General features: G+C 65.1%; 25 protein-coding genes. 11 read left to right on the top strand and 14 right to left on the bottom strand.

Going from position 1 to position 23036, the window contains the following annotated elements:
• Positions 1–9 precede the first annotated feature (9 nt).
• From ACT2BZ_RS09155 to ACT2BZ_RS09185, 7 genes are all read right to left on the bottom strand, one after another.
• The gene (locus ACT2BZ_RS09155) at positions 10–789 is read right to left on the bottom strand and encodes an ion channel (RefSeq protein WP_457940597.1); all 780 of its coding nucleotides are present in this window, start codon (positions 787–789) and stop codon (positions 10–12) included.
• Between the two features lie 4 nt (positions 790–793).
• Positions 794–2044: a cation:proton antiporter gene (locus ACT2BZ_RS09160; RefSeq protein WP_457941261.1), complete on the bottom strand. Its 1251-nt coding sequence runs from the start codon at positions 2042–2044 to the stop codon at positions 794–796.
• Between the two features lie 43 nt (positions 2045–2087).
• The gene (locus ACT2BZ_RS09165; protein WP_457940598.1) at positions 2088–3665 is read right to left on the bottom strand and encodes a sensor histidine kinase; all 1578 of its coding nucleotides are present in this window, start codon (positions 3663–3665) and stop codon (positions 2088–2090) included.
• 138 nt (positions 3666–3803) lie between these two features.
• Complete coding sequence (locus ACT2BZ_RS09170) at positions 3804–5396, bottom strand: peptide chain release factor 3 (protein ID WP_457940599.1); 1593 nt, start codon at positions 5394–5396, stop codon at positions 3804–3806.
• 68 nt (positions 5397–5464) lie between these two features.
• Complete coding sequence (locus ACT2BZ_RS09175; RefSeq protein WP_457940600.1) at positions 5465–5953, bottom strand: hypothetical protein; 489 nt, start codon at positions 5951–5953, stop codon at positions 5465–5467.
• 153 nt (positions 5954–6106) lie between these two features.
• Positions 6107–6907, bottom strand: coding sequence for a class II glutamine amidotransferase (locus tag ACT2BZ_RS09180; RefSeq protein WP_457940602.1), 801 nt, complete (start codon positions 6905–6907; stop codon positions 6107–6109).
• 3 nt (positions 6908–6910) lie between these two features.
• On the bottom strand, positions 6911–7126 hold the full coding sequence (locus ACT2BZ_RS09185; protein ID WP_457940603.1) for a DUF6356 family protein: 216 nt from the start codon (positions 7124–7126) through the stop codon (positions 6911–6913).
• Positions 7127–7234: 108 nt separating this feature from the next.
• Between ACT2BZ_RS09185 and ACT2BZ_RS09190 the strand changes: the two genes are divergently transcribed.
• The 3 genes from ACT2BZ_RS09190 to ACT2BZ_RS09200 all read left to right on the top strand — a co-directional run bounded on the left by ACT2BZ_RS09190 (position 7235) and on the right by ACT2BZ_RS09200 (position 9185).
• Complete coding sequence (locus ACT2BZ_RS09190; RefSeq protein ID WP_457940604.1) at positions 7235–7705, top strand: Lrp/AsnC family transcriptional regulator; 471 nt, start codon at positions 7235–7237, stop codon at positions 7703–7705.
• A 67-nt stretch (positions 7706–7772) separates the two neighbouring features.
• Positions 7773–8246, top strand: a complete 474-nt coding sequence (dut, locus tag ACT2BZ_RS09195) for a dUTP diphosphatase (protein WP_457940606.1) — start codon at positions 7773–7775, stop codon at positions 8244–8246.
• 129 nt (positions 8247–8375) lie between these two features.
• Positions 8376–9185: an isocitrate lyase/PEP mutase family protein gene (locus tag ACT2BZ_RS09200; protein ID WP_457940607.1), complete on the top strand. Its 810-nt coding sequence runs from the start codon at positions 8376–8378 to the stop codon at positions 9183–9185.
• Positions 9186–9192: 7 nt separating this feature from the next.
• Here ACT2BZ_RS09200 and ACT2BZ_RS09205 read toward each other — a convergent pair whose 3' ends face one another.
• Entirely contained in the window at positions 9193–9915 is a 723-nt protein-coding gene (locus tag ACT2BZ_RS09205; RefSeq protein WP_457940609.1) for a sulfate transporter family protein, read from the bottom strand.
• Positions 9916–10067: 152 nt separating this feature from the next.
• Between ACT2BZ_RS09205 and ACT2BZ_RS09210 the strand changes: the two genes are divergently transcribed.
• Positions 10068–11066 carry an adenosine kinase gene (locus tag ACT2BZ_RS09210; protein WP_457940610.1) on the top strand — a complete coding sequence of 333 codons (999 nt, stop codon included), beginning with the start codon at positions 10068–10070 and terminating at the stop codon, positions 11064–11066.
• A 4-nt stretch (positions 11067–11070) separates the two neighbouring features.
• Here the strand turns inward: ACT2BZ_RS09210 and ACT2BZ_RS09215 are convergent, their stop codons facing one another.
• A complete protein-coding gene (locus ACT2BZ_RS09215; protein WP_457940612.1) occupies positions 11071–13089 on the bottom strand; it encodes a hydantoinase/oxoprolinase N-terminal domain-containing protein in 2019 nt (672 codons plus the stop codon).
• 303 nt (positions 13090–13392) lie between these two features.
• Positions 13393–13734 (bottom strand): hypothetical protein, encoded by a 342-nt coding sequence (locus ACT2BZ_RS09220; RefSeq protein ID WP_457940613.1) that lies wholly within the window; start codon positions 13732–13734, stop codon positions 13393–13395.
• Positions 13735–14444: 710 nt separating this feature from the next.
• Here ACT2BZ_RS09220 and ACT2BZ_RS09225 point away from each other — a divergent pair.
• Positions 14445–15437: a DUF2971 domain-containing protein gene (locus ACT2BZ_RS09225; RefSeq protein ID WP_457940614.1), complete on the top strand. Its 993-nt coding sequence runs from the start codon at positions 14445–14447 to the stop codon at positions 15435–15437.
• A 202-nt stretch (positions 15438–15639) separates the two neighbouring features.
• Here ACT2BZ_RS09225 and ACT2BZ_RS09230 read toward each other — a convergent pair whose 3' ends face one another.
• From ACT2BZ_RS09230 to ACT2BZ_RS09245, 4 genes are read right to left on the bottom strand one after another with little or no spacing between them, the layout of a single operon-like run.
• Positions 15640–16680 carry a heme-dependent oxidative N-demethylase family protein gene (locus ACT2BZ_RS09230; RefSeq protein ID WP_457940615.1) on the bottom strand — a complete coding sequence of 347 codons (1041 nt, stop codon included), beginning with the start codon at positions 16678–16680 and terminating at the stop codon, positions 15640–15642.
• 13 nt (positions 16681–16693) lie between these two features.
• A complete protein-coding gene (locus ACT2BZ_RS09235; protein WP_457940617.1) occupies positions 16694–17659 on the bottom strand; it encodes a PDR/VanB family oxidoreductase in 966 nt (321 codons plus the stop codon).
• Positions 17656–18255: a dimethylamine monooxygenase subunit DmmA family protein gene (locus tag ACT2BZ_RS09240; protein ID WP_457940619.1), complete on the bottom strand. Its 600-nt coding sequence runs from the start codon at positions 18253–18255 to the stop codon at positions 17656–17658. Before ACT2BZ_RS09240 ends, ACT2BZ_RS09235 begins: the two co-directional genes overlap by 4 nt.
• Before the next feature lie 14 nt (positions 18256–18269).
• Positions 18270–19403, bottom strand: a complete 1134-nt coding sequence (locus tag ACT2BZ_RS09245) for an aminomethyltransferase family protein (protein ID WP_457940621.1) — start codon at positions 19401–19403, stop codon at positions 18270–18272.
• A 313-nt stretch (positions 19404–19716) separates the two neighbouring features.
• Between ACT2BZ_RS09245 and ACT2BZ_RS09250 the strand changes: the two genes are divergently transcribed.
• Genes ACT2BZ_RS09250 through ACT2BZ_RS09275 form a run of 6 tightly spaced genes read left to right on the top strand, consistent with a single transcriptional unit; the run spans position 19717 to position 23032 of the window.
• Positions 19717–20037, top strand: coding sequence for a hypothetical protein (locus ACT2BZ_RS09250; RefSeq protein WP_457940623.1), 321 nt, complete (start codon positions 19717–19719; stop codon positions 20035–20037).
• A gap of 9 nt (positions 20038–20046) precedes the next feature.
• A complete protein-coding gene (locus ACT2BZ_RS09255; RefSeq protein WP_457940624.1) occupies positions 20047–20430 on the top strand; it encodes a hypothetical protein in 384 nt (127 codons plus the stop codon).
• A gap of 9 nt (positions 20431–20439) precedes the next feature.
• On the top strand, positions 20440–20607 hold the full coding sequence (locus tag ACT2BZ_RS09260) for a hypothetical protein (protein ID WP_457940626.1): 168 nt from the start codon (positions 20440–20442) through the stop codon (positions 20605–20607).
• A 10-nt stretch (positions 20608–20617) separates the two neighbouring features.
• Positions 20618–22012 carry an APC family permease gene (locus ACT2BZ_RS09265; RefSeq protein ID WP_457940627.1) on the top strand — a complete coding sequence of 465 codons (1395 nt, stop codon included), beginning with the start codon at positions 20618–20620 and terminating at the stop codon, positions 22010–22012.
• A 19-nt stretch (positions 22013–22031) separates the two neighbouring features.
• Entirely contained in the window at positions 22032–22757 is a 726-nt protein-coding gene (locus ACT2BZ_RS09270) for a hypothetical protein (protein WP_457940628.1), read from the top strand.
• Positions 22754–23032 carry a hypothetical protein gene (locus ACT2BZ_RS09275; protein ID WP_457940630.1) on the top strand — a complete coding sequence of 93 codons (279 nt, stop codon included), beginning with the start codon at positions 22754–22756 and terminating at the stop codon, positions 23030–23032. The genes ACT2BZ_RS09270 and ACT2BZ_RS09275 overlap by 4 nt, the downstream gene beginning before the upstream one ends.
• Positions 23033–23036 lie beyond the last annotated feature (4 nt).

Consider the following 23036-nt stretch of genomic DNA (forward strand, 5'->3'; position numbering starts at 1 on the left):
GCCCCGCCGCTAGGTCGCGCCTTCGGTCTTGATGTGCAGCGTCTCGCCGCAATGCTTGCAATGCACCGCGTCGGGGTCGTGCCGCGTCAGGCCGCAGGTCGGGCACTCATAGGTGACCTTCTCCGGCCGCAGCAGCACCTGCGCCAGGCGCAGGAACAGCGTCACGCCGACGATCATGATCGCCACCGAGATCAGCCGTCCTGTCGTCCCCGGCAGCGTGATGTCGCCGAAACCTGTCGTCGTCAGCGCCGTCACCGTGAAATAGAGCGCGTCGGCGTAATTGCCGATGTCGGGGTTGCTGCGATACTGCGTCTCGTAGACGAGGCCGGTCATCACGAAGATGAAGACACCGAGGTTTATCACCGCCGCCAGAACGTCGGCATGTCGCGACACGATCTTGAAATCGGCCTTCAAGCGGGCCAGCACCTGGTAGGTGTAGAGCAGGCGCAGGGTGCGGAAGATGCGCAGGAAGCCCAGACCCTCGCCGGCTACCGGCGCCAGGAACGAGACGATCGCGACGATGTCGGCCAGCGTGCCGATATGCAGCAGCGACTTGAGGCGCTTGCGTGACAGGGCTATCCGGGCGACGAAGTCCGCAAGGATGATGGTGCCGATGACGCCGTCCAGAACTTCGACAGCCATGCCGCGCGGCGTGAACGAGGTGGCGATGACGAACAGGATGGTCAGCACGTCGAAGACCAGCAGCGCATAGCGAAACGTGTGCGCCCGCGGCGTGTTCTGTTCGTAGAGTTCGCGGATGGTCTGGAAGTAGGTCTGGTCTGCCGTCAAGGAGCTATTCCACCACACGTTGCACAAGCCGCCGCAGGCTAAGCCCTTGCACGACGATTGTGAACACGACCACCGTATATGTCGCGGCGAGCAGCACCGATTTCTCGGCCACTTCCGGGATCGACAGCGCCAGGGCCACCGAAATGCCGCCTCTCAACCCGCCCCACACGAGCACGGGAATGGTTCCCCGCACGAAATCCTGGCGCGCCGAAAGCGCCAGCACCGGCATCGATACGGCGAGCAGCCGGCCGAGCAGCACCAGCGGAATGCTGACCAGCGCCAGCCAGACGAAGGAAGGATCGTAGCGCAGCACCAGCACTTCGAGCCCGATCAGCAGGAACAGCACCGAGTTGAGCATTTCGTCGATCAGCGTCCAGAATCCGAACAGGTAGCGCTGCGTCTCGTCGCTCATGGCAAGCGCGGCACCCCTGTTGCCGATCAGGAGCCCGCCGACCACCACCGCGATCGGTCCGCTGAGATGCAGCTTTGCGGCCAGCGCATAGGCGCCGGTCACCAGTGCCAGCGAGATCAGCACCTCGATGGGATAGTCGTCGATCGCCAGCATGGCGCGGTAGGCGATGTACCCGGCGATCAGTCCGAGCAGCGCGCCGCCGAGCGCCTCAACGACGAACAGTTCGGCGACATGCGCGAGGTCCACGGCCCCGCCCTGCAAGCCGACGGCGAGGGAGAGGATCACCGCGAAGATCACGACGCCGACGCCGTCGTTGAACAGCGACTCGCCGATCATGTCGACCTCGAGCGCCTTCGGCACGCGCACCGCCTTCAGCGTCGAGAGCACGGCCACCGGATCGGTCGGGCTGATCAGCGCACCGAACACCATTGCCCAGGGCAGGGAGATGTCGACGCCGACAAGCTGCGCAAAGCCCCAGAAGCCGAACCCGACCACCGCCGTCGAGATCAGCACGCCGAACGTCGCCATCGTTCCGACCACCGCGGCGCGCATGCGCAGCAGCCCGAGATCGACATGCAGCGCGCCGGCAAACAGCAGGAAAGCCAGCATGCCGTTCAGCACGGTGTTCTGGAAATCGAACTCCCCGACCAGCTGCGTCAGGTCCTCGTAGAGCGAGATCTCCGGCACCGACAGTTCGAAGGCGATCAGCAGCAGCGACGAGGCCAGCCCCATCACCAGCATGCCAATCGTGTTGGGCAGCTTGATGAAGCGATGGTTGATCCAGCCGAAGGTCGCCGTCAGCACCAGCAGCAGTGCGATCAGGTCGAAGGCTGACAGGGTCATGTGCATGCGGCCTCCCGGGGCAGGGTCCTGGCCGTGTCGGCCCTCATCGTGAGTTCCGGCTGTGCAGGGCGAATTCGAGCGTAAAGGTCGTGCCGCTCGCGAAATCGTAGGCGAAGTTGCCGTCGAGCTGGTCGACCACGCCCTTGATCAGCTTGCTGCCCATGCCCGTGCGCACCGCGTCGGCATCGAAGCCGACGCCGTTGTCGGCGATGACGAGCCGCGCGCGCCCGTCGCCGATCGGCTCGAGCCGGATACTGATCTTGCCCTTGCGGCGGTCGGCGAAGGCATATTTCAGGCTGTTGGTGACGATCTCGTTGGCCACCAGCGCCAGCGGCGTGGCCTGGTCATGGTCGACCACCATCGACTGCAGGTCGTAATCGACATCGACATCCTTGGCGTAGGTCTCGACCAGCGCCTTGATCACCGACCGTAGCATCTCGCTCGCCTCGACGTCGGCAAACTGGTCGAAGCTGTAGATGTGCTCATGCACCGAGGCCATTGCCGCGATGCGGCCCCTGAGGTCGGTCTTGGCGTCGTCGGGAATGTTCTGCAGCCTGACCAGCGACTGGATCGACTGCAGGTTGTTCTTCACCCGGTGATGGATTTCGCGCAGCAGCAACTTGTTGCTCTCCAGCGCCGTTGCCAGTTCGCGCCGCCGCGTGGCGTCCCGCTGCAGCAGCTGCGTGATCCACAGCGAGGCGGCCGCCAGCCCAAGCGCCGTGGGCAGGGCGAGCAGCAGGGTGATCAGCGCATTGTTCCAGAACAGCGCCATCGCCTCGCGCTCGTCGATCGATGCCAGAGCAATGAACCTGGTGCCGGGCACCGTTCGGAAGCTTACCAGGCGCTCGACGCCGTCGATCGGGGACGGGCCGCTGTAGGTCCCGGTCGGCGCCTGCTTCAGATGGTCGGTGAAGAGGGTGTAGTTGCTCATGTCGAGCGGCTTGTCGGCAAGCGGGTAGCGGGCCACCAGCATGCCGTCGTCGCGCACCAGACTGATCGTCGAGTTGGCGCCGAGGTCCAGCGAGGCCCACACGCTGGCCAGCAGCGCCACGTCGAAGGAGATAATCGCGGCGCCCGCGAATTTTCCGTCGCGCACCAGGCGGCGGCTGAACACGAAGATCTGCTTGTCGTTGAGCCGGCTCACCATCAGTCCCGACAGGTAGGACGACTTGCCCGCGGCAAGCACCGCGAAATAGTCGCGGTCGGTGATGTTGATCGGCTTCACCTCGGGGTCCGTGGAGTAGATCGTGTCACCCTTGGCATCGACGACATAGGCCTTCACCTGGCCCGGCAGGCTGTCGACCGCCTCGCGGATGTCCTGCACCTTGCCGCTGCGCGGCTGCAGCGACGGCCCGACCGTGTCGTCGATGCGGCGCAGCGCCTGGCGCGCCACCTCGCTGATCCACAGCGCATTGGTCGCCACCACCTGCGAGGCGGCCGCGACGCGGTCCTCGCCGCGCATGCGGGCGGCCTCGTGCGCCTGTGTCAGCCACAAGGCTATGAAGGCGGCGAACACCACGAAGAAGGCGAGGATGAGCAGCACCGCCGACCTGACCGTGATGGGCGCCGACGCAGCTGGATTCGATCTGCCGGTTGCTGCACCGTTCTCGGCCTTGCTCATGCGTGTTGTCCGCTGTCGTGTCGCGATCTGGTCGGTCCTGACACTAAGTAGTGCGCGCCGCTTCCGCCACCAGTTCGTGCACTCATCTAGGCGAATGCAATCCCGGGGTTATTCCGTTCCTCACCCGGCGCGACAGCATCACGCGGCCTTGTCCCGGACCTGGTAGTCCTTGATGGCCGTGAAGCGGATCGCCTTCCAGCGCTCGGCCTCGTAGTTGAGCGAGAACTCGTGCTGGGCGAGGAACACCGGGTCGCCGTCAAGATCGCGGGCGATGTCGCCATGATGCGCCTCGACGAAACGGTAGAGCTCCGCCGGGCTGTCGGCGTCGATCCAGCGGCAGATGGAGAAGCGCGCGACCTCGAATTCCACCGGCAGCGAATATTCCACCGACAGCCGCTCTTTCAGCACGTCGAGCTGCAGCGCGCCGACCACGCCGACGATCGCCGGCGAGCCGTCTTCCGGCGAGAACAGCTGCACGACGCCTTCCTCGGCCATCTGCTGCAGCGCTTCCTTCAGCTTCTTGGCTTTCATCGCGTCGCCGAGCCGCACCCGGCGCAGGATTTCCGGCGCAAAGTTCGGCACACCCCGGAACAGCAGTTCCTCGCCGTCCGTCAGCGTGTCGCCGATGCGCAGCGTGCCGTGGTTGGGGATGCCGACCACGTCGCCGGCGAAAGCTTCGTCGGCGGTGATGCGCGAACGCGCGAAGAAGAACTGCGGCGCCGAAAGGCTCATCGGCTTGCCGGTGCGTACCAGCTTCGCCTTCATGCCGCGTTTCAGTTCGCCCGAGCACACGCGCACGAAGGCGATGCGGTCGCGGTGGTTCGGGTCCATGTTGGCCTGGATCTTGAACACGAAGGCGCTCATCGCCGGCTCCGTCGCGTGCACCATCCGGGTGTCTGCTTCCTGGTCGCGCGGCGGCGGCGCAAACTCGCCGAGCGCCTCGATCAGGTCGCGCACGCCGTAATTGCGCAGGGCCGAGCCGAAGAAGACCGGCGTGAGATGGCCTTCCAGGAACGCCTGCTTGTCGAAGGGCCGGCAGGCCTCGCGCGCCAGTTCAAGCTCGTCGATGAAGGTCTCGCGCTCATTCTCCGGCAGCAGCCCGGCGACCTTGTCGGAATCGGGCCCGTTGACCTTGGTGCGCTCCTTTTCGGCATCGCCGCGGCGCACCGCGTTCTGCGCCAGGTGATAGGTGCCGGCAAAGCTCTTGCCCTGGCCGATCGGCCAGGTGATCGGCGCGGTGTCGAGCGCCAGTTTCTGTTCGATCTCGTCGAGGATCTCGAACGTGTTGCGCGCCTCGCGGTCCATCTTGTTGACGAAGGTGACGATCGGGATGTCGCGCAGCCGGCAGACCTCGAACAGCTTCAGCGTGCGCGGCTCGATGCCCTTGGCGGCGTCGATGACCATGACCGCCGAATCGACAGCCGAAAGCGTGCGGTAGGTGTCGTCGGCGAAGTCCTCGTGGCCCGGCGTGTCCAGCAGGTTGAAGACGTTGTCGCCATATTCGAACGTCATCACCGAGGTGACGACCGAGATGCCGCGTTCGCGCTCGATCTTCATCCAGTCGGAGCGCGTCTGGATCTTGTCCTTCTTCGCCTTCACCTCGCCGGCAAGCTGGATCGCGCCGCCGAACAGCAGCAGCTTTTCCGTCAGCGTCGTCTTGCCGGCGTCCGGATGGGCGATGATCGCAAAAGTGCGCCGGCGCGCCACCGCTTTGTTGATGTCTTCTGCCAATGTCGTGAAATCCCGTGTGGCGCGGCTTTTAGCAGCCGGGATTCGACCTGTCGAACGGAAATGGCGCGTCAGGCGATCGGATGGAACCGCCGCAGCGACAGAAGCCCGATCAGAATGAATACCACCAGCAAGATGCCTTGCGCGATCGTGAAGGGCGGCTCGTTCCCGCCTGGCGCCAGCGCGTTCAGCGCCGGCACCTTCAGGAAGGACTGCACCACCAGCACGAAGACGTTGAGATAGAGCGACAGGACAGCGCCGGCGACATAGACCCAGCGCCAGGGCCCGCGCAGGCGGAAGGCATAGAGCGCGGCCAGCGTGACGAGCAGGACGAGGCTCGACACGATGCCCACGCCCAGCGCCGGCGTGAAGGCGGTGATCGGAAACAGGAACCCTGTCAGCGTTGTCAGCACGGTCGTCAGCAGGAAGACGAAGGTCAGGCTGCTCACGCGGTTGGCGGTCAGCATGCCCCAGACGACGATCAGGCCGGTGGCGATGGCAACCAGGCTGATCAGCACATGCAGGGTGGTGAAGGTGGAAACGGACATTCCCAGGATCATGGCGCGGCTCCCTCAAACCATGCCGACACGGAACGCCCGCGAGCGCCATTTGTAAATCCCCGCGCGGCCTCGCCATGCCAATAATTTGGCGGATATGTCCAAAACACACGTCGGGGGTTGCGCCTCGGCTTTTCTCCGGCCGGGCGCTGCGGGTCAGCCGGCGAGGGCGAGGCCCTTGAAGGACGGCACGAAGGGCTGGATGCTCATTGCCCCGTCGGCCACGGTGACGAAGCTCGATTGGGCGATCGCCTGCCAGTTGCCGCCCTCGCGGTCGAAGGGCTCCGAGACGAGGCAGCGTCCCGCGCCGCCGCGCATCTCGCCGGTATAGAGCGTCGGCGCATGGTCATCGGTGGCATAGCGGATGGCAAATAGCGACCGCCCGTCCGAGAAGGCGGCGGTCAGCTTCAGCGACGGTTCGATGCCGGCCCGGTTTGCGGCGTCGATCACGCGTCCGGTGGCGCGCAGCGCAGCGCCTCGCGGGTCGGCGTCGAGCCCCTCGTCCAGCATCAGCAGGAAGAACAGCTCCGAATCGGTGGTTCCCTGCTTCTGGTCGTAGAGTTCGTCCGGGATGGCATTCTCCAGCGACCGGCGAATGCGCTCGAAGCCGCCGATCTGGCCGTTATGGATGAACGACCAACGGCCCGACACGAAGGGGTGGCAATTCGCCCGGCTGGTCGCGCCGCCGGTGGAGGCGCGGATATGGGCGAGGAAAAGCGGGGAGCGGATCTGCCGGCAAAGGCTGATCAGGTTCGGGTCGGACCAGGCTGGCAGAATGTCGCGATAGAGACCGGGTTCGGGCCGGTCGCCATACCAGGCGAGGCCAAAACCGTCGCCATTGGTCGGCGACTTGGCTTCCTGCGCACAATGGCTCTGCGCGATCAGCGAGTGGCAAGGCGACGTGACGATGTCTTCGAGGAAGACTTCCTGCCCGGAATAGGCCGCCCACCGGCACATGAACTATCTGCCCCTGTTGTGCGTCCGCTCGTAGAGTTCGCGGATGATCGTACTGGCCGTAGTTTCGAACAGAAAAGGCAAGAAAGCGTGAACGAGCGCGGCGAAGCCGGCGGCAAACAGGCGCGAGGCGAACCAGCCCGCAAAGGCCATGTGGCCGAAATAGGTTTCGTCCACCGATGCCGGATGTTCGACGAAAAGCCTGGCAATTCTTGTAGTCATGAACGGTTCCCCTTCTCTCAGCGAGGCCTCCAATATGCGCGGCTCGCCGGAAGAAGACATCTCAATTTGTCCTTGCAATTGGTTCATCGATGGGACATTCATCCCAACATGGCGTACGTTCTGGATGAAATTGATCGACGGATCCTCGCGGAACTCCAGCGCGACGCCACGCTGTCGGCCGATCAGATGTCCGAGCGCATCAACCTCTCTCGCAATGCCTGCTGGCGGCGCATGCGGCGGCTGGAGGACGACGGCTTCATCACCGGGCGTGTCGCCCTCGTCGATGCCGAAAAGCTCGGCCTTGGCCTTTCGGTCTTCATCCTGATCCGGACCTCGAACCACGACCGCGACTGGCTTGCCCGCTTCCATGGCGCGGTCGCCACCTTTCCGGAGATCACCGGCGCCTACCGCATGTCGGGCGACCTCGACTACGTGCTGCGCGCCCGCGTTGCCGACGTTAAGGCCTATGACCGGCTCTACCAGCGGCTCATCGCCAAGGTGCCGCTGTCGGACGTTTCGGCCTCCTTCGTCATGGAGGAGATCAAGGAAACCACAGTCGTGCCGGTGGAACTGCGCTGAAAAAAGCGGTTGATCGAGCAACGCTGCGATTGACCGGCCGGCCGGATTTTTCGATAGGGTCGCGGCCATGAAGAAAGACCCGCAAGCTTCCCCGACCCTCGGCCTTGTCCGGCTCCCGCATGGCGAGGGCCTCGACCTGCCATCCTACGAGACCGCCGGAGCGGCCGGGATGGACCTTCGCGCCGCGGTGCCGGAGGACCGGCCGCTGCTGCTTCTGCCGGGGCGTCGCGCGCTCGTGCCGACCGGTCTCGTCTTCGAGATTCCGGACGGTTTCGAGGGCCAGGTGCGGCCCCGCTCCGGCCTTGCCTTCAAGAACGGCATCACCTGCCTCAACACGCCCGGCACGATCGACAGCGACTACCGCGGCGAGGTCAAGGTGCTGCTGGTCAATCTGGGCGACGAGGATTTCGTCGTTACCCGCGGCATGCGCGTGGCCCAGATGGTTATCGCGCCGGTCACCCGCGCCGCGATCGAGGAGCGCACCCTGGCCGGCGAGACCGTCCGCGGTGGCGGCGGTTTCGGCTCGACCGGCACCGGATGACATGCTGTCAGGAGCGCCCCTGGTCCAACGATAAGGGGATTTTCCGGGGGCTCCGCATCCGGTAGGATGCGTCCGTTCGGAGCGTGAATCCGTCCGGCTCTCGCCGGGCGACATTTCGGGACGGCGACCATGGACAAGGGCAAGATTTTCCGCGACCTGCATCGGGCAGGTGCGCCTTTCATCATCCCGAACCCCTGGGACGTCGGCACGGCCAAGCTGCTTGCCTCCTGCGGCTTCCGGGCGCTCGCCACGACCAGCGCGGGTTTCGCCTTCTCGCGCGGCCTGCCCGATGGCGGTGTCGGCTTCGAGACGATGATCCAGCATTGCCGCGAGATGGCGGCGGCGACCGACCTGCCGGTATCGGCCGACCTCGAGCGCGGCAAGGGCGATTCGCCCGAGAGCGCCGCCGAGACCGTCTTCGCCGCCGCTGCTGCCGGGCTTGCCGGCTGCTCGATCGAGGATCACACGGGCGATGCCGCCGATCCGATCTACGACTTCTCGCTGGCCGTCGAGCGGGTGGCTGCCGCTGCCGAGGCCGCCCGCGCCCTGAAGAGCGACTTCGTCTTCACGGCGCGCGCCGAGAATTACCTCTGGGGCCGGCCCGACATCGACGACACGATCAGGCGCCTGCAGGCCTTCGAGGCGGCCGGCGCCGACGTGCTCTATGCGCCGGGCCTCGCCGATACGTCCACTGTCGGGAAGGTCTGCTCCGCCGTCTCCAAGCCGGTCAACGTGCTTGCCGTGGCGGATTTCTCCGTCGCCGCGCTCGCCGCCGCCGGCGCTGCCCGCATCTCGCTCGGATCGAAGCTAACCACCTATGCCTTCGGCATGGTCGAGAGGGCGGCGAAGGAAATGCTCGACGGCGGCAGTTTCGGCTTCGCCCGCGATGCGATGCCCTTCTCGCGCGCCCAGGCGCTGTTCGCCCGGCCCGACGAGTGACGGCGCTTTAGCGGCGCAGGCCTGCCGGCGCGGCATCGCGCGCCGCCACCATCTTGTGCAGGTGCACCATCATCGCCGCGGCAAACAGCGGCGTCACGAGGTTGAGCAGCGGCACGGCCAGGAAGCCGGCGATCACCAGCCCGGCGAGAAACACCGTGCCGGCATATTTGCGGCGCAGCGCCTTGGCCTCGGCCTCGGGGCGGAAGCGCATGGCGGCGAATTCGAAGAACTCGCGCCCAAGCAGGTAGCCGTTGACGATGAAGAAGGCGCCGATGTTGATGCCCGGGATGAGCAGCAGCAGCAGCGCGAACAGATTGCCGAGGATCACGACGAACAGGAATTTCAGCGACATCACCAGCGCCGGAATGGCCGGCACCGCGCGGCCCGGCGGTTCCTGCGGATAGGCCACGCGTTCCACCGTCTCTGCGGCATCGTCGAGAAACAGGCCCGCCACGATCGCCGTCACTGGCGCGATCAGCAGCGCCAGCACCAGCGCCAGCCCGATGCCGGCGGCGATCGCCGTGACGAAGCTCAGCCAGCCGGCCCAGCTCGGCAAGCCGGGCATCAGCGCGTCGATCCACGGCAGCGCCAGCCAGTCGAATGTCTCCTTCAGCCCGAACCACAGGCCGGCGAGCGCCAGCAGCGTCAGGCCGAGCGTCTTGAAGAAGACGGCGCGGAATTCGGCGGTGAAGAGATTGCCGGCGGCGGCGCGGGCGGCGTCGAGGATCATGGTGGCTCCCGGTTTTCACCAGTCAGATAGGCGAGGCGGCCCTGCGCGGCAAGAAATGCCGGCCGGCGGGTTTCCAAAAATCGACCGGTCTTGTAGACCCGCCGGCGGCCGGCATGCCAAATAGCCCGGCCCGCCGCGTCCCGGAGACCTTCATGAGCGAATACGACGTGCTCTGCATCGGCAATGCCATTGTCGACATCATCGCCCAGTGCGACGACGATTTTCTCGCCGACAACGGCATCATCAAGGGGGCGATGAATCTCATCGACCCGGAGCGCGCCAACCTGCTCTACAGCCGCATGGGCCCCGCCATCGAGGCGTCCGGCGGCAGCGCCGGCAACACGGCGGCCGGCATCGCCAGCCTCGGCGGCCGCGCCGCCTTCTTCGGCAAGGTCTCCAAGGATCAGCTCGGCGACATCTACACGCACGACATCCGTGCCCAGGGCGTCGCCTTCGACACGGTGCCGCTCTCCGGCGAACCGGCGACGGCGCGCTCGATGATCTTCGTCACGCCCGACGGCGAGCGCTCGATGAACACCTATCTCGGCGCCTGCGTCGAACTCGGGCCCGAGGACGTCGAGGCCGACAAGGCGGCCGGCGCCAAGGTCACCTATTTCGAGGGCTACCTTTGGGATCCGCCGCGCGCCAAGGAGGCGATCCGGCTGACGGCCGAGCACGCCCATGCGGCAGGCCGCGAGGTCTCGATGACGCTCTCGGATTCCTTCTGCGTCGATCGCTACCGCGAGGAATTCCTCGACCTGATGCGTTCGGGCACGGTCGACATCGTCTTTGCCAACGACAACGAGATCAGGTCGCTCTACCAGACCGAGTCGTTCGACGACGCGGTGGAGCTGATCCGCAAGGACTGCCGGATGGCGGCGGTGACGCGCTCCGAGAAGGGGTCGGTCATCGTGCGGGGCGACGAGACGGTGAAGGTCAGCGCCATACCGCTGGCAAAACTCGTCGACACGACCGGCGCCGGCGATCTCTATGCCGCCGGGTTCCTCTACGGCTACACGGCGGGGCTGGACCTCAAGCGCTGCGGCGATCTCGGCTCGCTCGCCGCCGGGCTGGTCATCCAGCAGGTCGGCCCGCGCCCGCGCCAGAACCTGCGCGACGAGGCGATCAAGGCGGGCCTGCTCCAGCCCTAGCGGCTCACGCTGCGATGCGCGGCCGTCCGGTCGCGACGGCCACCAGCCTGGCCTCGATGAACATGCGCTGGCCCTCGACGACGGAGGTCTTCATCTCGCGCGTCACCGCGATCTCGGCAGCGTCGGTGCCGGCATTCTGCGCACGGCCGGCGACGGTCTCGCGGATGCGCGCCTCGGCCGCCGCAAGCGCCTCTTCCTCGTCGCGGAAATCGCGCAGGTGCTCGCCCGCCGACAGCCGGAAGATGCCCTCGACCGGCTGGCTGACCAGCGCCTCGGCCGAAACCCGGACCTGGCCGACCACGGCGCCCAGCGCATTGGCAACGTCGGTGTCGTCCGGCACGATGCAGCGGTTGCCGATCAGCGGCGGCAGCCCGCCATAATGCAGCGGCGCCGAGGCGCCGAGCCCGATCACCGGCCGGTCGAGCGCCACCGACAGCCGGGCGATGCCGGCCTTGCCGTCGACCGCGCGCTGCACCAGCGCATGCGCCACGGTGGCGGCGCCGTCGAGCCCGTCTTCGGCGAAGGCGGTTTCGAGGATCAGTTCGGCCGACTGGCGCGTCAGCGCCGTCAGCACGCGCTCGCAGAAAGCCTCGGGCGAGGGCGCGATCGCGTGGCCGCGCCCGTCGCGCCGGCGGATGAAGAGTTCGGCGCCGAGCCTGGCGGTCGCGGCGTCCCAGTTGGCCTGCCGGCCGAGCACATGGGCGGCGTCCGACGGGGTGAAGCCGGCGATGTGGATCAGCCCGCGCGCCACCAGCCTGTTGACCGTCGCGCCCTGCGCGGTGGAGGTGAGCAGCGTGTCGAGCGGCAGCGGCACCATGCCGATTGCCTCGTAGAGCTTCGCCTCGGGCGGCGTCAGCCCGGCGGCAAGCCTGTCCGGCACGCCGGTGCGCACCGCGAAGCGGCCGTCGAGGCGGCCGGGATTGGGCGCCCGCAGCTGGCGCTCCAGCGGACCCCGGACGGCGGCGCCATGCGCCATGCCGGCAAGCGACAGCGGCAGCAGCCGGCGCGGCCCGAGCAGCAGTTCGGGGTCGAGCGCGCCCGGTTCCAGCGCCACTTCGGAATCGCCGCCGAGCCCGAAGGTGCGCATGGCGACGGCCTCGACCATGGTGCGGTAGCCGCCGACGGTGGCGCCCTCCGGGTCGAGCCGCGGCCGGCCGCGGTCGAGCACGGCGACGTCCGTGGTGGTGCCGCCGATATCGGAGACCATGGCATCGTCGAGCCCGGTCATGTGGCGCGCGCCGACGAGGCTGGCGGCCGGGCCGGACAGGATCGTCTCGATCGGCCGGGCGCGCGCGAAGGCGGCCGAGACCAGCGCGCCGTCGCCGCGCACCACCATCAGCGGGGCGGCGATGCCGCGCGCTTCGAGAAACCCTTCGGTCGCCGCGACCAGCCGGTCGATCATCGAGATCAGCCGCGCGTTGAGCAGCGTAGTCAGCGCGCGGCGCGGGCCGCCGAGCTTGGCCGACAGTTCGTGGCTGGCGGTGACCGGCAGGCCGGTCTTCTCGCGGATCAGCTCCAGCGCGGCGAGTTCGTGCGCCGGGTTGCGGGTGGCGAAATAGGCGCAGACGGCAAAGCCCGAGACACTGGCGGCAAGCTCGGGCAATTCGGCCTCGAGGGCGGCAAGGTCGAGCGGCTGCGGCTTGCCGTGCACGTCGTGGCCGCCGGGCGCAAAGACCACCGGGTCGCTGCCGAGCGCGGTTCTCAGCCCATCACGCTCGAGGTCGGTCGGCGAAAAGCCGATCATGACCAGCGCGACGCGGCCGCCCTGGCCCTCCACCAGCGCGTTGGTGGCGAGCGTCGTGGACATCGAGACGAGCTTGATCGAGGCGGGCGCGCAGTCCGCCTCGGCGATCACTGCGTCCACCGCGCCCGAAATGCCAACCGCGAGGTCGTGCCGGGTTGTCAGCGCCTTGGCCTTGGCCAGCACCGTGCCCCGCTCGCCGCCGGCCTCCGTCCACAGCACGGCATCCGTATAGGTGCCTCCCGTGTCGATGCCGAGATAGAGGGCGGGCTGTGCGGTCATCTGGGGGCGTTCCGGCGCGTGCGTTGGCTTTCAGGCCCTGTAGCGCATCGCCGTCCGCCACGGAAGCCGTGCCCGTTACGCCACCGCTGCGCCTCAGCACCCCAAACACGCGTCATCCCGGCCAGGCGGCGCAGCCGCGCCGAGCCGGGACCCATTGAGCCGCGCGGCCGGGTGGCGTGAAGGGTGCAGGAGTGCTGACACGCAACCGCACGAGGACCGGGCCGTGCTCCACGATCTTCTGGCCAATGGGTCCCGGGTCACCGCTCGCTGCGCTCGCTCGCACGGGTTGACGATGCGTGCCGGCTAGCGACTGTGCCGCAGCGTGATGTCGCCCGACATGACCGTGTGGTGCTCGACGAATTCAGGCGGGTCGATCAGGTAGATCTCGTCGACCGTATAGTAATGCGCGCGCTCCGGCTCGTCGCCGACGAACTCCTTGATGGCCTCCATGTCGGTCCACCACGACAGCGCGGTGATTTCCGTGGTGCCGTCGCCGAGGTCGCGCGTGGTGATCTGGTAGCCGAGATTGCCGGGCAGCATCTGCAAATCCTCGCCGCCGGTCTCGGTCATATAGCGGGCATATTCGGCGGCGCGCTCGGTCGCGACCTTGCCGCACCATTTGCGAAGGATGACCGTCTTGTCCATGAACCGCCTCGTGCCGGGGAGTGCATGGTGACATGGGGCGGGGAGGGAGTCGAGTTGGGTGAGCAGCCGGTTCGCCGTAGGCGAATTGGCCATGCCGGTGGCATGGCCAAAGGCCGGCGAACGCCGGGACGCTGCGAAGCAGCGGGGACCCGGCCGGGGGCGACGTCATGGCCGCGTTCTTCACGCGGTCAAGTGTCAGAAATCGCAAGAGAGGGGAATGCGCGCCGAGGGGACCCCCCTCTCTGGCAAATTCTAAGGGCTTGGCTTCGCCAAACCCAAGAATTTGCTTTCTCCCCCGCAAGGGGGGAGATCAGGCGCGCGCCCTTGCGATCCTCGCGCCTTCGTCATCCCGGGGCGAAGCTGGCCGCAGGCCTGCGGAGACCCTGGGATCCATGCCGTGACATCGGTGGGCCTGCCAGCGGTTCAGAACCGGCGCGCGTTCTGCACCGCCGGTTCCAGCATCAGCGCTACGGCATGGACCCTCGGGTCGCGCTCCGCTTCACTGCGCTTGCCCGTGGATGACGAAGGGAGGGGCTCGCTTCGTCATGCCGGCGCCCAGCTACTAAGATCGACCGATCGCAAAGGCCATGTCGCAAGGTCGCCTAATGCGTATGGATGCGGCGTCTCATGCAAATCCGGGTGAACTTGCATTGCCGGTGCTTCCTGCGACACTCCGCTGGCCTCGTGGCGCGCGACATGGAGGATGTCCTGTGGAAGACCCGAACTTAATCAGAACGCTGGCGAGCCTTTCGCCAGAGCAATTGAAGATATCTGAGATATTTTTTCCGCATGCATTTGAGCGGACGAAGCACGCGGTTCAGAGCGGCATTCGATTTGCGCATTACTCTTCTGCGGAGGCAGCAATGAAAATGCTGGCCAGCGAGGAGGTCTGGATGCGCAAGTCCGCAGCGATGAACGATTTTAGGGAAATCGATTATGGTCGGGAGCTCTTGAACGAAACATACAAGGGCGAGGCAGGCGATCAGTTGAAGGCGATCTTGGAGGAAATGTATCCAGGAATCTGTAGGGAAATCGAAAAGCTATTCGACGGCTGGTATCCGCACTTTGTTGCAAATACCTATCTGACTTGTATATCTGAGCACGATCCTGATGAAGACCACATAGGGCGGCTATCTATGTGGAGAGCGTATGGCGGGGCCACAGGGGTCGCTGTAATCCTCAAAGGTGCGCCATTTATCGCGCCGACTGATGCGTTACAGGCCTATACTAGTCCAGTTGCCTATCTATCCCGTTCCCAATTCGTCAGGGAGTTTCACAGGCTCCATCAAAACATCGTTGCTAACCGCGAATTCGTGCAGGGCTTAGGCAAGCCCTTGGTCCTAAATATGTTGTTCGACGTTTTCAGAGCTGCGACCGTATGCACCAAACATCCTGGGTTTCATGAGGAGCGAGAATGGCGAGTGGTCTACAACCCAGCATGGAAGAAATCGGAGCGAATTATAGCTTCGGCTGAGATAATCCGCGGCGTACCTCAGATGGTGCAGAAGATTCCGCTGAAAGACTTACCTGAAGAAGGATTGGTTGGGATAACAATCCCCGACATCATCGACCGAGTTATCATTGGCCCAACGAACTTTCCTTGGGAAATCCGCGAGGCACTTATAAGCTTGCTGGAAGGCAAAGGCCTAGAAAACGCTGCTCAAAAAGTGGTGATTTCTGATATCCCGCTGCGAAACTCCTGATTGACTTTGGATGATGCGCGCCAACCAGCGGATGCGAATCTTACCCGATTTTCTGCCGGGCGGGAACCATCTTGGCGTTGCCGGCGGGCTTACGGCCCAGGCCTGTATTACTTCCGCGGCACTTTATACAGCCCTTTGGTTTGAGCCGCCCCAACCCGGCGCTGCGCGCTGACCCTTCTCCCAAGTGGGAGGGTTACGAGCCCTAATCCGGCCCGAACCCCGGGCTCGTCTCCGCCCCGTCGTCATGCTTCGCCAGCCAGTCCAGCAGCGTCGGGCGGTAGAGCGTCAGGCCCTTGTAGGTGGCGAGTTCCTCGGGGAGGTCGCGGATGACGCGGTGCAGGCGGCGGGCCCATTTCCTCGAGGTGACGAGCTCGTCCATCTTGATCAGGTAGCAGCGGATCGGGAAGACCATCGCGTTCGATCGCGGCAGGCGCCAGAAGCTTTGCAGCTCGACGCGCAGATGCACCTTCTGGCCGACATTTTCCGGCGTCACCGTGGCGCGGTCCGCACCCCATTTGTGATAATTCTCCGGGCTGGTGTCGAGCCGCGGGTTGATGGTCATTGTCCAGTTCAGCCGGCGCGCCGGCTTGCCCTGCTGGATGTTGGTGAGGAATTTCAGGGCGCGGGTAAAAATGCCCTTCTCGTGCGCCAGCGGCACCGGCGCGTGCCACTCGAAGAAGTTCATGCCGATGTCGAAATCGAGCGACCAGTCGGCCTGGGTGGTGACGATGCCGGCATCCATCCACAGATTGCCGTCGCGCTGGTCGAGGATGCAGAAGTCGCCCTGGCTCTGGCGGGTGATGTACTCCATCGGCCCGTAGGGCAGCGTCGTCAGGTCGCCGAAGACGAAATGATGGTCGATGCCGAGCGGCCGGTTGATCCAGTGCCACTTGTCGCCGTCGCGGGTCAGCGAAAAATGCTCGGGATAGCCTTTCGCCTGCTCGGTCATCAGCAGTTCGAGCAGATCCCAGCCGGCCAGAGTCATGTGCGGCAGCGACTGGCAGCGCAGCGGGTCTTCCGCCAGCACCAGCGCGCGGTCGCGCATCTCCGAGACATAGTGCTCGTCGACGTCGATCAGGTTTTCCAGCACGCTGCCCTTCGGCCCCGGCACATGCGGCTCGATGTTGACCGCATACATGTAGCTGTCTTCGTGGAACGGGAAGGGAAATCGCCTTATGTGCTCCGGCGAGTTTTTGAAGGTGAAGTCGTCGCGGAACGTCTCGTCGCGGAAAACTATGCCCATCGTAAGTAGCTCCTTACCGTTCGAGAACCAGTGACCGGCCCTCGAAGCGCGACACGCAGGGCATGATCTTCTTGCCCGAGCGGTGCTCCTCTTCGGTCAGCCAGTGGTCGTTGTGCAGGAACTTGCCGTCGCAGGAGACGACGTTGGTCTCGCACTGGCCGCAGACGCCGCCGCGGCACAGATAGGGCGGATCGACACCGGCCGCCTCGATGGCCTCGAGCAGGCTCTGCTGCTCGCCGACATGGATGGTCTTGCCCGAGACGGCGAGCTCGACGTCGAAGGGCACGCCCGGCTGCGGCGCGGAAAAATGCTCGAAATGCACGGTCTCGGGCGGCCAGCCGGCCTCGGCCGCGGTCCGGCGCACCCAGTCGATCATCGGCGCCGGGCCGCAGACATAGAGATGCGTGCCGAGCGGCTGCGAGGACAGCAGCCGCGTGAGCTCGATCTTCTCGCCGCGGTCGTCGTGGTAGAGGTGGATGCACCGGCCGTAGCGCTCGGCGAGCACGTCGCCATAGGTGAACAGCGAGGCGGTGCGGCAGGCATAGTGCAGCTCGAAATTGCCGCTTGTCGCCGCCAGTTGCGCGGTCTGCGCCATGAAGGGCGTGATGCCGATGCCGCCGGCGATCATCAGGTGCTTCTTGGCACGCAGGTCGAGCGAGAAGAGATTGACCGGGTAGGAGACGACCATGCGGTCGCCGGGCTTTACGGCGCGGTGCATGAACAGCGAGCCGCCGCGCCCAGAATCGTCGCGGCGCACCGAGATGGTGTATTCGGCCGTGTCGAGCGGCGACGACATCAGCGAATAGGGGTTGAGGCGCGTGGTGTCGCCGTCGCGCATCTCGACCACGACATGCGCGCCGCCCGAGAAGGTCGGCAAGAGGCCGCCATTGGTCGGGCGGAAGTGGAAGCGGGTGACCAGTTCGTTGACCGGCACCACATCGGCCACGGTGACGTCGAGTTTCGTCGTTCCGGTGCTCATTTGAACATCTCCACCATCGGAGGCACTTCGCTCGGGTCCTCGGCGTTGATGCACACGCCCTGGAAGGCGGCGATGCGGCGCGAATAATGGTCGCGTACCAGAAGCATGAGGCCGCAATGCGAGCAGCGCGCCGGCTGCGTGGTGACGTCCTCGGTGATGCCCTTGCAATGCACGCATTGCACGCGCCGCGCCAGCGAGCCGCGCTGCTCGGTCTGGATCGACTTGTGGTCGATGCCGGCCTCGAGCGCTGCCTGCATGGCCTGGCCGATCAGCCCCTCCGTGCCGGTGAGATAGAGGCGCAACCCCATATGGGCGGTGGAAAGCCGCTGCTTCAGCCGCGGCAGGGCCGCCGCGATCGACGGTCCCTCGTAGAAGCGCGCCGGCTTCAGCGCCTTCAGCGCGGCGATGTACTTTTCGCCGGTGTCGCGCGGGATGAAGACGATCTCGACCTCGGCGAAAAAGTCCGCCGGCGCCGATTTCGCGAGGTCCAGTATGGCTGCCGCGCCCTCGGCGTCGGCGATGAGGAGATGGTCGCTGCCCGGCTGCGGCGAGAGCGTGCCGTAGACCGGGCGGCTGATGATGCTTTTCACTGCCATGCCGGGATTATGCCTCAGCCCTTGGCCGTGCGCTTGGTTTTCTTCGGGTCGTCGAAGGGCAGCGGCTGCGCCGTTGCCTTGATGACGCCGCCGGCATTGTGGATCTCGAGCGGCGTGCCGGCGATGGCCGTTTCCGGCGACAGCCGGGCGATGCCCATCGATTTCTTGACCAGCGGCGAATACATGGCGCAGGTCACGACGCCGACCTGCTTGCCGCCGGCATGCACCGGCGCGCCCTCGTCGGCGGGCGTCGAGCCTTCCAGCAGCACGCCGAAGATCTTGAAGCGCTCCTTGCCCTTCAGCCGGTAGTGCTCCTCCGCACCGCGGAAGCCGGTCTTGCCCGGGCTGACGGTGAAGTCGAGGCCGAGCTCCCACAGCGTGTCGCCGGGGCCCTCGTTCTCGAACGGGTATTTCTGCGAATTGTCGTAGGGATAGAACAGCAGGTAGCTCTCGACGCGCAGCATGTCGAGCGTGGTGAAGCGGCACGGAATGATACCCATCTCCTTGCCCTCGTCGAGGATGCGGTCCCAGATCGTGCCGGCGTCCTGGCCGCGGCAGAAAATCTCGTAGCCGCGCTCGCCGGTATAGCCGGTGCGCGAGATCATCACCGGCAGGCCGAAGAGCTGCGTCTGCATGTGGTGGAAATAGGGCAGGTCGCGGATGCCCGGCACGTGCTTGGCGAGGTAGTCGACGGCCAGCGGTCCCTGCAGCGACAGGTCGTGCAGATTGTCGTCGAAGCGGATCGACACGTCGCGGCCCATCGCCGCCTTGGTCAGTTCCTCGTGGCCGGTGCCCGAGCCGTGCACCACCATCCAGCTGTTCGGCCCGGTCCGGTAAAGCAGGCAGTCGTCGGTGAATTTTCCGGCATCGTTGAGCATGCAGGCATAGGCCGACTTGCCGGGATAGATCTTTTCCACGTCGCGCGTGGTGGCGAGGTCGAGCATGTGCGAGGCGTGCGGCCCGGTGACATGCACCTTCTTGAGGCCCGACACGTCCATCAGGCCGGCCTTGGTGCGGATGGCGGTGTACTCGGCGTCCGGATCGCCCGAGTAGCTCCACGCCGTTCCCATGCCGCTCCAGTCCTCGAGGTTCGAGCCGAGCGCCCTGTGGCGGTCGGCAAGGGTCGAAAATCTCCAGGATCTGGTCATCGGTGGCTCTCCGCGTTGGCAATCAAATCAATGCTCCGCACAGCTCGATCAGAGCCCTCGGAGGATATCACATTGTCCCGATTTCGCCGCGTCGGCAATACTCTGGTGCAAAAAGTTTTCCTGCTAGGCAAAATTGCTCCCGGGCGCGTCGGCGAAGGGATTGAGTGCCGCCCCGATTGTTCAAATCATGTGCATTTGCATAGAATTGACGCAGTGCAGCATGCGCGACAGCTTGACGCAGGACTCAAAGGCGCAGACATTCCTCGCAGGCAATTTGTTTTCATGCCAATCAAATGTGTTTGGGGGAGGGAAAATGGAAGCGGGCATCGCAGGAAGCACCGATACGCGTCCGATGGGAGCGCGAATCGACCAGATGCACCAACGGGATCGATGGGGCGCCATGGCCTTCGTCGTGGTCCTGTGGGCGGCACTGCTGTTCGTGCTCATCACCATGTGGTCGCTGGTCGAGGACGATATGATTAGGACGGTGCTCGCGATAGCCGCGGCGCTGGTTCTGGCGTTCAACACCGCCGCCATCGCAGCGATGCTGCGGCACTATCATCATGACAAGGCCTTCATCTACGGCCTCGACATCAAGCATCTCGACGAGATGCGTCGGCGCAAGCGGGGCTAGGGGGAGACGATGGCATATCAACCACCGAAACAAAGTATCGCAGGCCAGATCGTTGACGTCGTCGTCCTTCTGGTGCTCACCGTGGGCGCGCTCTATCTGCCGCTTTATCTGGGCCTGGCCGGCGCGGCCAAGACGCCCGCTCTGATCGAGAATCCCACTTGGGAGGCCCTCGGCCAGAATGCTGCCGAACAGCAGCAATGGGCAGCGCTCGGCTATGCCGATGCGGCATCGGCCAACGAAATCATCACCGCCCGCTTCGACTACACCTTCAGCTGGACGGCGCTGATCGTGATGATCGTTGCGGTCGTCGGCTATTTCGTTCTCGTCGTTCGGCTTTCGCAGCGGGAATACCGCGAAGTGATCGCGGAACGCTTCGGCGACGACAGGACGTAGGGGGCAGAGATGGACGTATGGAATTACCTGGAATATGCGGCCTGGGCGCTTTCGGCACTCGTTGCCGTGGTCATGCTCCTCGACATGTTCAAGATCGACACGACCTATGACAACGAAATTCTGACGTCATCGCGCGAGGGGGAACTCGAGCTGACGCAAGAACGTCACGAGCTCTGAGGACACATCAATGAGCAATTCAACAGCGACTACGGCGCCGGAGCGCCTGGGACTTTTGCGCGTCCTCGGACCTGGCCATGTCTGGGCACTGGGTGTCGGCATCGTGCTTGTCGGCGAATATATGGGCTGGAACTTCTCCGTCGGCAAAGGCGGCATGATCGCCGGCCTCGTTGCCTGCTGGGTGGCGGGTCTTCTCTACACCTGCGTGGCCATGATCGATTCGGAAGTTACCTCGACGGTGGCGGCCGCGGGCGGCCAATACGCCCAGGCAAAGCATATCGTCGGACCCTTGATGGCTTTCAATGTGGGCCTCTTCCTGGTCATGGCCTACACCATGCTCGAGGCGGCCAACGCTATCACGATCGGATTTCTGCTCGACACCGTGGCAGGCATGCTCGGCCATACCGGGCTGAACCAGAAGCCCTTCATCATTCTGACAATCCTGGCGCTTGCCTGGCTGAACTATCGCGGCGTCCTGGCGTCGCTCAGCTTCAACTTCGTGATAACGGCCTTCGCCTTCGTCGCCATCATCGTGCTGTTCCTCGCGGTTCAGTTCGGCGTGTCGGCGGTCCCCCTCGACTTCTCGGCGGTGACCAACGAGCCCCTGCCCTATGGCTGGCTGGGCATCGTGGCGGCCATGCACTTCGGCCTCTGGTACTACCTCGGCATCGAGGGCACCTGCCAAGCGGCCGAGGAAGTCAGGTCGCCGGCCCGCTCGCTGCCCTTCGGCACGATGGCCGGCATCATGACGCTGCTGATCGCCGCGACGCTCACCTGGTATGTCTGCTCGGGCCTGATCCCGTGGGAGTACCTTGGCAACTCGGGAACGCCGCTCTTCGACGCCGCCCGCGTTACCGGCAACAGTGGTCTGATGGTCCTGCTCTTCATCGGAACGGCCTTCGCAACGACGGCTTCGGCAAACGGCTGCATCAACGACGCATCGCGTGCCTGGTTCTCGATGGGACGCGACCGCTATCTGCCAAGCTGGTTCGGTGCCGTGCACCCGCATTATCGGACACCCTACCGTTCGATCGTGTTCCTCGTGCCCATCGCGCTCATCTTCGCGCTCGGCGCGCCGCTCGATCAGGTCATCACCTTCTCGATCCTGTCGGGTCTGCTCGGCTACACCTTCATGACCTTCAACATGGTGATGTTCCGTCGCAAGTGGCCGCTGGGCACGATCAAGCGCGGTTACGTGCATCCTTGGCATCCGCTGCCTGCACTGATCCTGCTGATTCTGTGCGGCGCAACCTACTTCGCGGTCTTCCTCGGATATGGCACGCAGCTGATCGCCATGTTGTCCTTCTACATCATCGCATCCCTGTGGTTCCATTTCTGGCGGTACCGCTTCGTACGCCGCGGCGACCAGTTCACGATGCCCTGGCCACGACCCCTGGGCTACTGAGAAAGCTGGCAGGAAACCCATGCCGTTGGTATTCGATCCGACCGCACTGAAGCTGTCCGCCAGCGGCATGGGGCTCCTTGTCTTCTGCGCCATAGGTGTCGCCATGCTCGTGGCGATGGCGCGAAAGGAACTGCGATCCGAACTCGACCGCCGCAAGACGCTTCTAGACGCGGCGGTCGGGCTACTCGACAACCCCCGCCTGACAATCTGCAGCGACGGCTATCCGCGCCTCGACGGCGATAGCGACGGCAACCAGGTGCGGCTGGAGATCGTCTCCGACAGCCTGGTGCCGCGTCGGCTGCCCCAGCTCTGGCTGCGCTCCACACTGATGGCCAGGGAAGAAACATTCGGCCCCTCGATCGGCGTCCTGGCGCGACCGGCGGGCACGGAATTCTACTCACGGGTGTTGAGCCTGCCCGACACCCTGACGCCGACCTTCACCCCGGACTTCCCCATGCTCATGCGCGGCGGAAGGGCGACGGAAGAGGCGCTCCAGAAGACCAGCAACCTGTTCCGCACGCTGTTTGCCGATCCGAAACTCAAGGAGGCTGTCATCACGCCGCGCGGAAGCGGCATCGTGAGACAGATCGCCGAAGGGGACCGCGGCGCGCACATACTCTACCGGCAGATGCGCTTTCCGATCTCGCAGGTGCCGCCGGAACTCGTCCGAAACGCCCTTGGAGAACTGCACTTGCTGAACGATGCTCTGAGGCCCGCCACCCGCATGTCCCTGGAGCCAGCATGACCCAGCCGCTCAACCCCCGCGCCGTGCTTGCACTGGCCATCGTTCTTCCGGGAGCCGGCCATGTCGCGATCGGGCAGGTACAGCGCGGCCTCTGCTTCGTTCTCTTTGCCATCCTGCTGATGATGGTCACATACCTGACCACGACACCCGACCACTCCTTTGTCGGCCGTCACGCGGGCGGGCTGTTTGTCTGGGCGCTTTCCATCACCGACGCCTATCGCCTCGCCAGGATAAGGCAGGAGGCATTTCGCCGGGGTTCTGCGTCCGGCGGCTGAGCAA

Source organism: Mesorhizobium sp. 10J20-29 (genome assembly GCF_054130485.1).

What these genes read in the sequence shown, in the direction of transcription:
- ACT2BZ_RS09215 (WP_457940612.1), bottom strand. Translation starts at nt 13,089, where the DNA reads ATGACCGCACAGCCCGCCCTCTATCTCGGCATCGACACGGGAGGCACC.
- ACT2BZ_RS09255 (WP_457940624.1), top strand. Translation starts at nt 20,047, where the DNA reads ATGGCATATCAACCACCGAAACAAAGTATCGCAGGCCAGATCGTTGAC.
- ACT2BZ_RS09205 (WP_457940609.1), bottom strand. Translation starts at nt 9,915, where the DNA reads ATGATCCTCGACGCCGCCCGCGCCGCCGCCGGCAATCTCTTCACCGCC.
- ACT2BZ_RS09210 (WP_457940610.1), top strand. Translation starts at nt 10,068, where the DNA reads ATGAGCGAATACGACGTGCTCTGCATCGGCAATGCCATTGTCGACATC.
- ACT2BZ_RS09180 (WP_457940602.1), bottom strand. Translation starts at nt 6,907, where the DNA reads ATGTGCCGGTGGGCGGCCTATTCCGGGCAGGAAGTCTTCCTCGAAGAC.
- ACT2BZ_RS09220 (WP_457940613.1), bottom strand. Translation starts at nt 13,734, where the DNA reads ATGGACAAGACGGTCATCCTTCGCAAATGGTGCGGCAAGGTCGCGACC.
- ACT2BZ_RS09270 (WP_457940628.1), top strand. Translation starts at nt 22,032, where the DNA reads ATGCCGTTGGTATTCGATCCGACCGCACTGAAGCTGTCCGCCAGCGGC.
- ACT2BZ_RS09185 (WP_457940603.1), bottom strand. Translation starts at nt 7,126, where the DNA reads ATGACTACAAGAATTGCCAGGCTTTTCGTCGAACATCCGGCATCGGTG.
- ACT2BZ_RS09160 (WP_457941261.1), bottom strand. Translation starts at nt 2,044, where the DNA reads ATGACCCTGTCAGCCTTCGACCTGATCGCACTGCTGCTGGTGCTGACG.
- ACT2BZ_RS09235 (WP_457940617.1), bottom strand. Translation starts at nt 17,659, where the DNA reads ATGAGCACCGGAACGACGAAACTCGACGTCACCGTGGCCGATGTGGTG.
- ACT2BZ_RS09245 (WP_457940621.1), bottom strand. Translation starts at nt 19,403, where the DNA reads ATGACCAGATCCTGGAGATTTTCGACCCTTGCCGACCGCCACAGGGCG.
- dut (WP_457940606.1), top strand. Translation starts at nt 7,773, where the DNA reads ATGAAGAAAGACCCGCAAGCTTCCCCGACCCTCGGCCTTGTCCGGCTC.
- ACT2BZ_RS09230 (WP_457940615.1), bottom strand. Translation starts at nt 16,680, where the DNA reads ATGGGCATAGTTTTCCGCGACGAGACGTTCCGCGACGACTTCACCTTC.
- ACT2BZ_RS09250 (WP_457940623.1), top strand. Translation starts at nt 19,717, where the DNA reads ATGGAAGCGGGCATCGCAGGAAGCACCGATACGCGTCCGATGGGAGCG.
- ACT2BZ_RS09275 (WP_457940630.1), top strand. Translation starts at nt 22,754, where the DNA reads ATGACCCAGCCGCTCAACCCCCGCGCCGTGCTTGCACTGGCCATCGTT.
- ACT2BZ_RS09190 (WP_457940604.1), top strand. Translation starts at nt 7,235, where the DNA reads ATGGCGTACGTTCTGGATGAAATTGATCGACGGATCCTCGCGGAACTC.
- ACT2BZ_RS09240 (WP_457940619.1), bottom strand. Translation starts at nt 18,255, where the DNA reads ATGGCAGTGAAAAGCATCATCAGCCGCCCGGTCTACGGCACGCTCTCG.
- ACT2BZ_RS09175 (WP_457940600.1), bottom strand. Translation starts at nt 5,953, where the DNA reads ATGATCCTGGGAATGTCCGTTTCCACCTTCACCACCCTGCATGTGCTG.
- ACT2BZ_RS09265 (WP_457940627.1), top strand. Translation starts at nt 20,618, where the DNA reads ATGAGCAATTCAACAGCGACTACGGCGCCGGAGCGCCTGGGACTTTTG.
- ACT2BZ_RS09260 (WP_457940626.1), top strand. Translation starts at nt 20,440, where the DNA reads ATGGACGTATGGAATTACCTGGAATATGCGGCCTGGGCGCTTTCGGCA.
- ACT2BZ_RS09165 (WP_457940598.1), bottom strand. Translation starts at nt 3,665, where the DNA reads ATGAGCAAGGCCGAGAACGGTGCAGCAACCGGCAGATCGAATCCAGCT.
- ACT2BZ_RS09200 (WP_457940607.1), top strand. Translation starts at nt 8,376, where the DNA reads ATGGACAAGGGCAAGATTTTCCGCGACCTGCATCGGGCAGGTGCGCCT.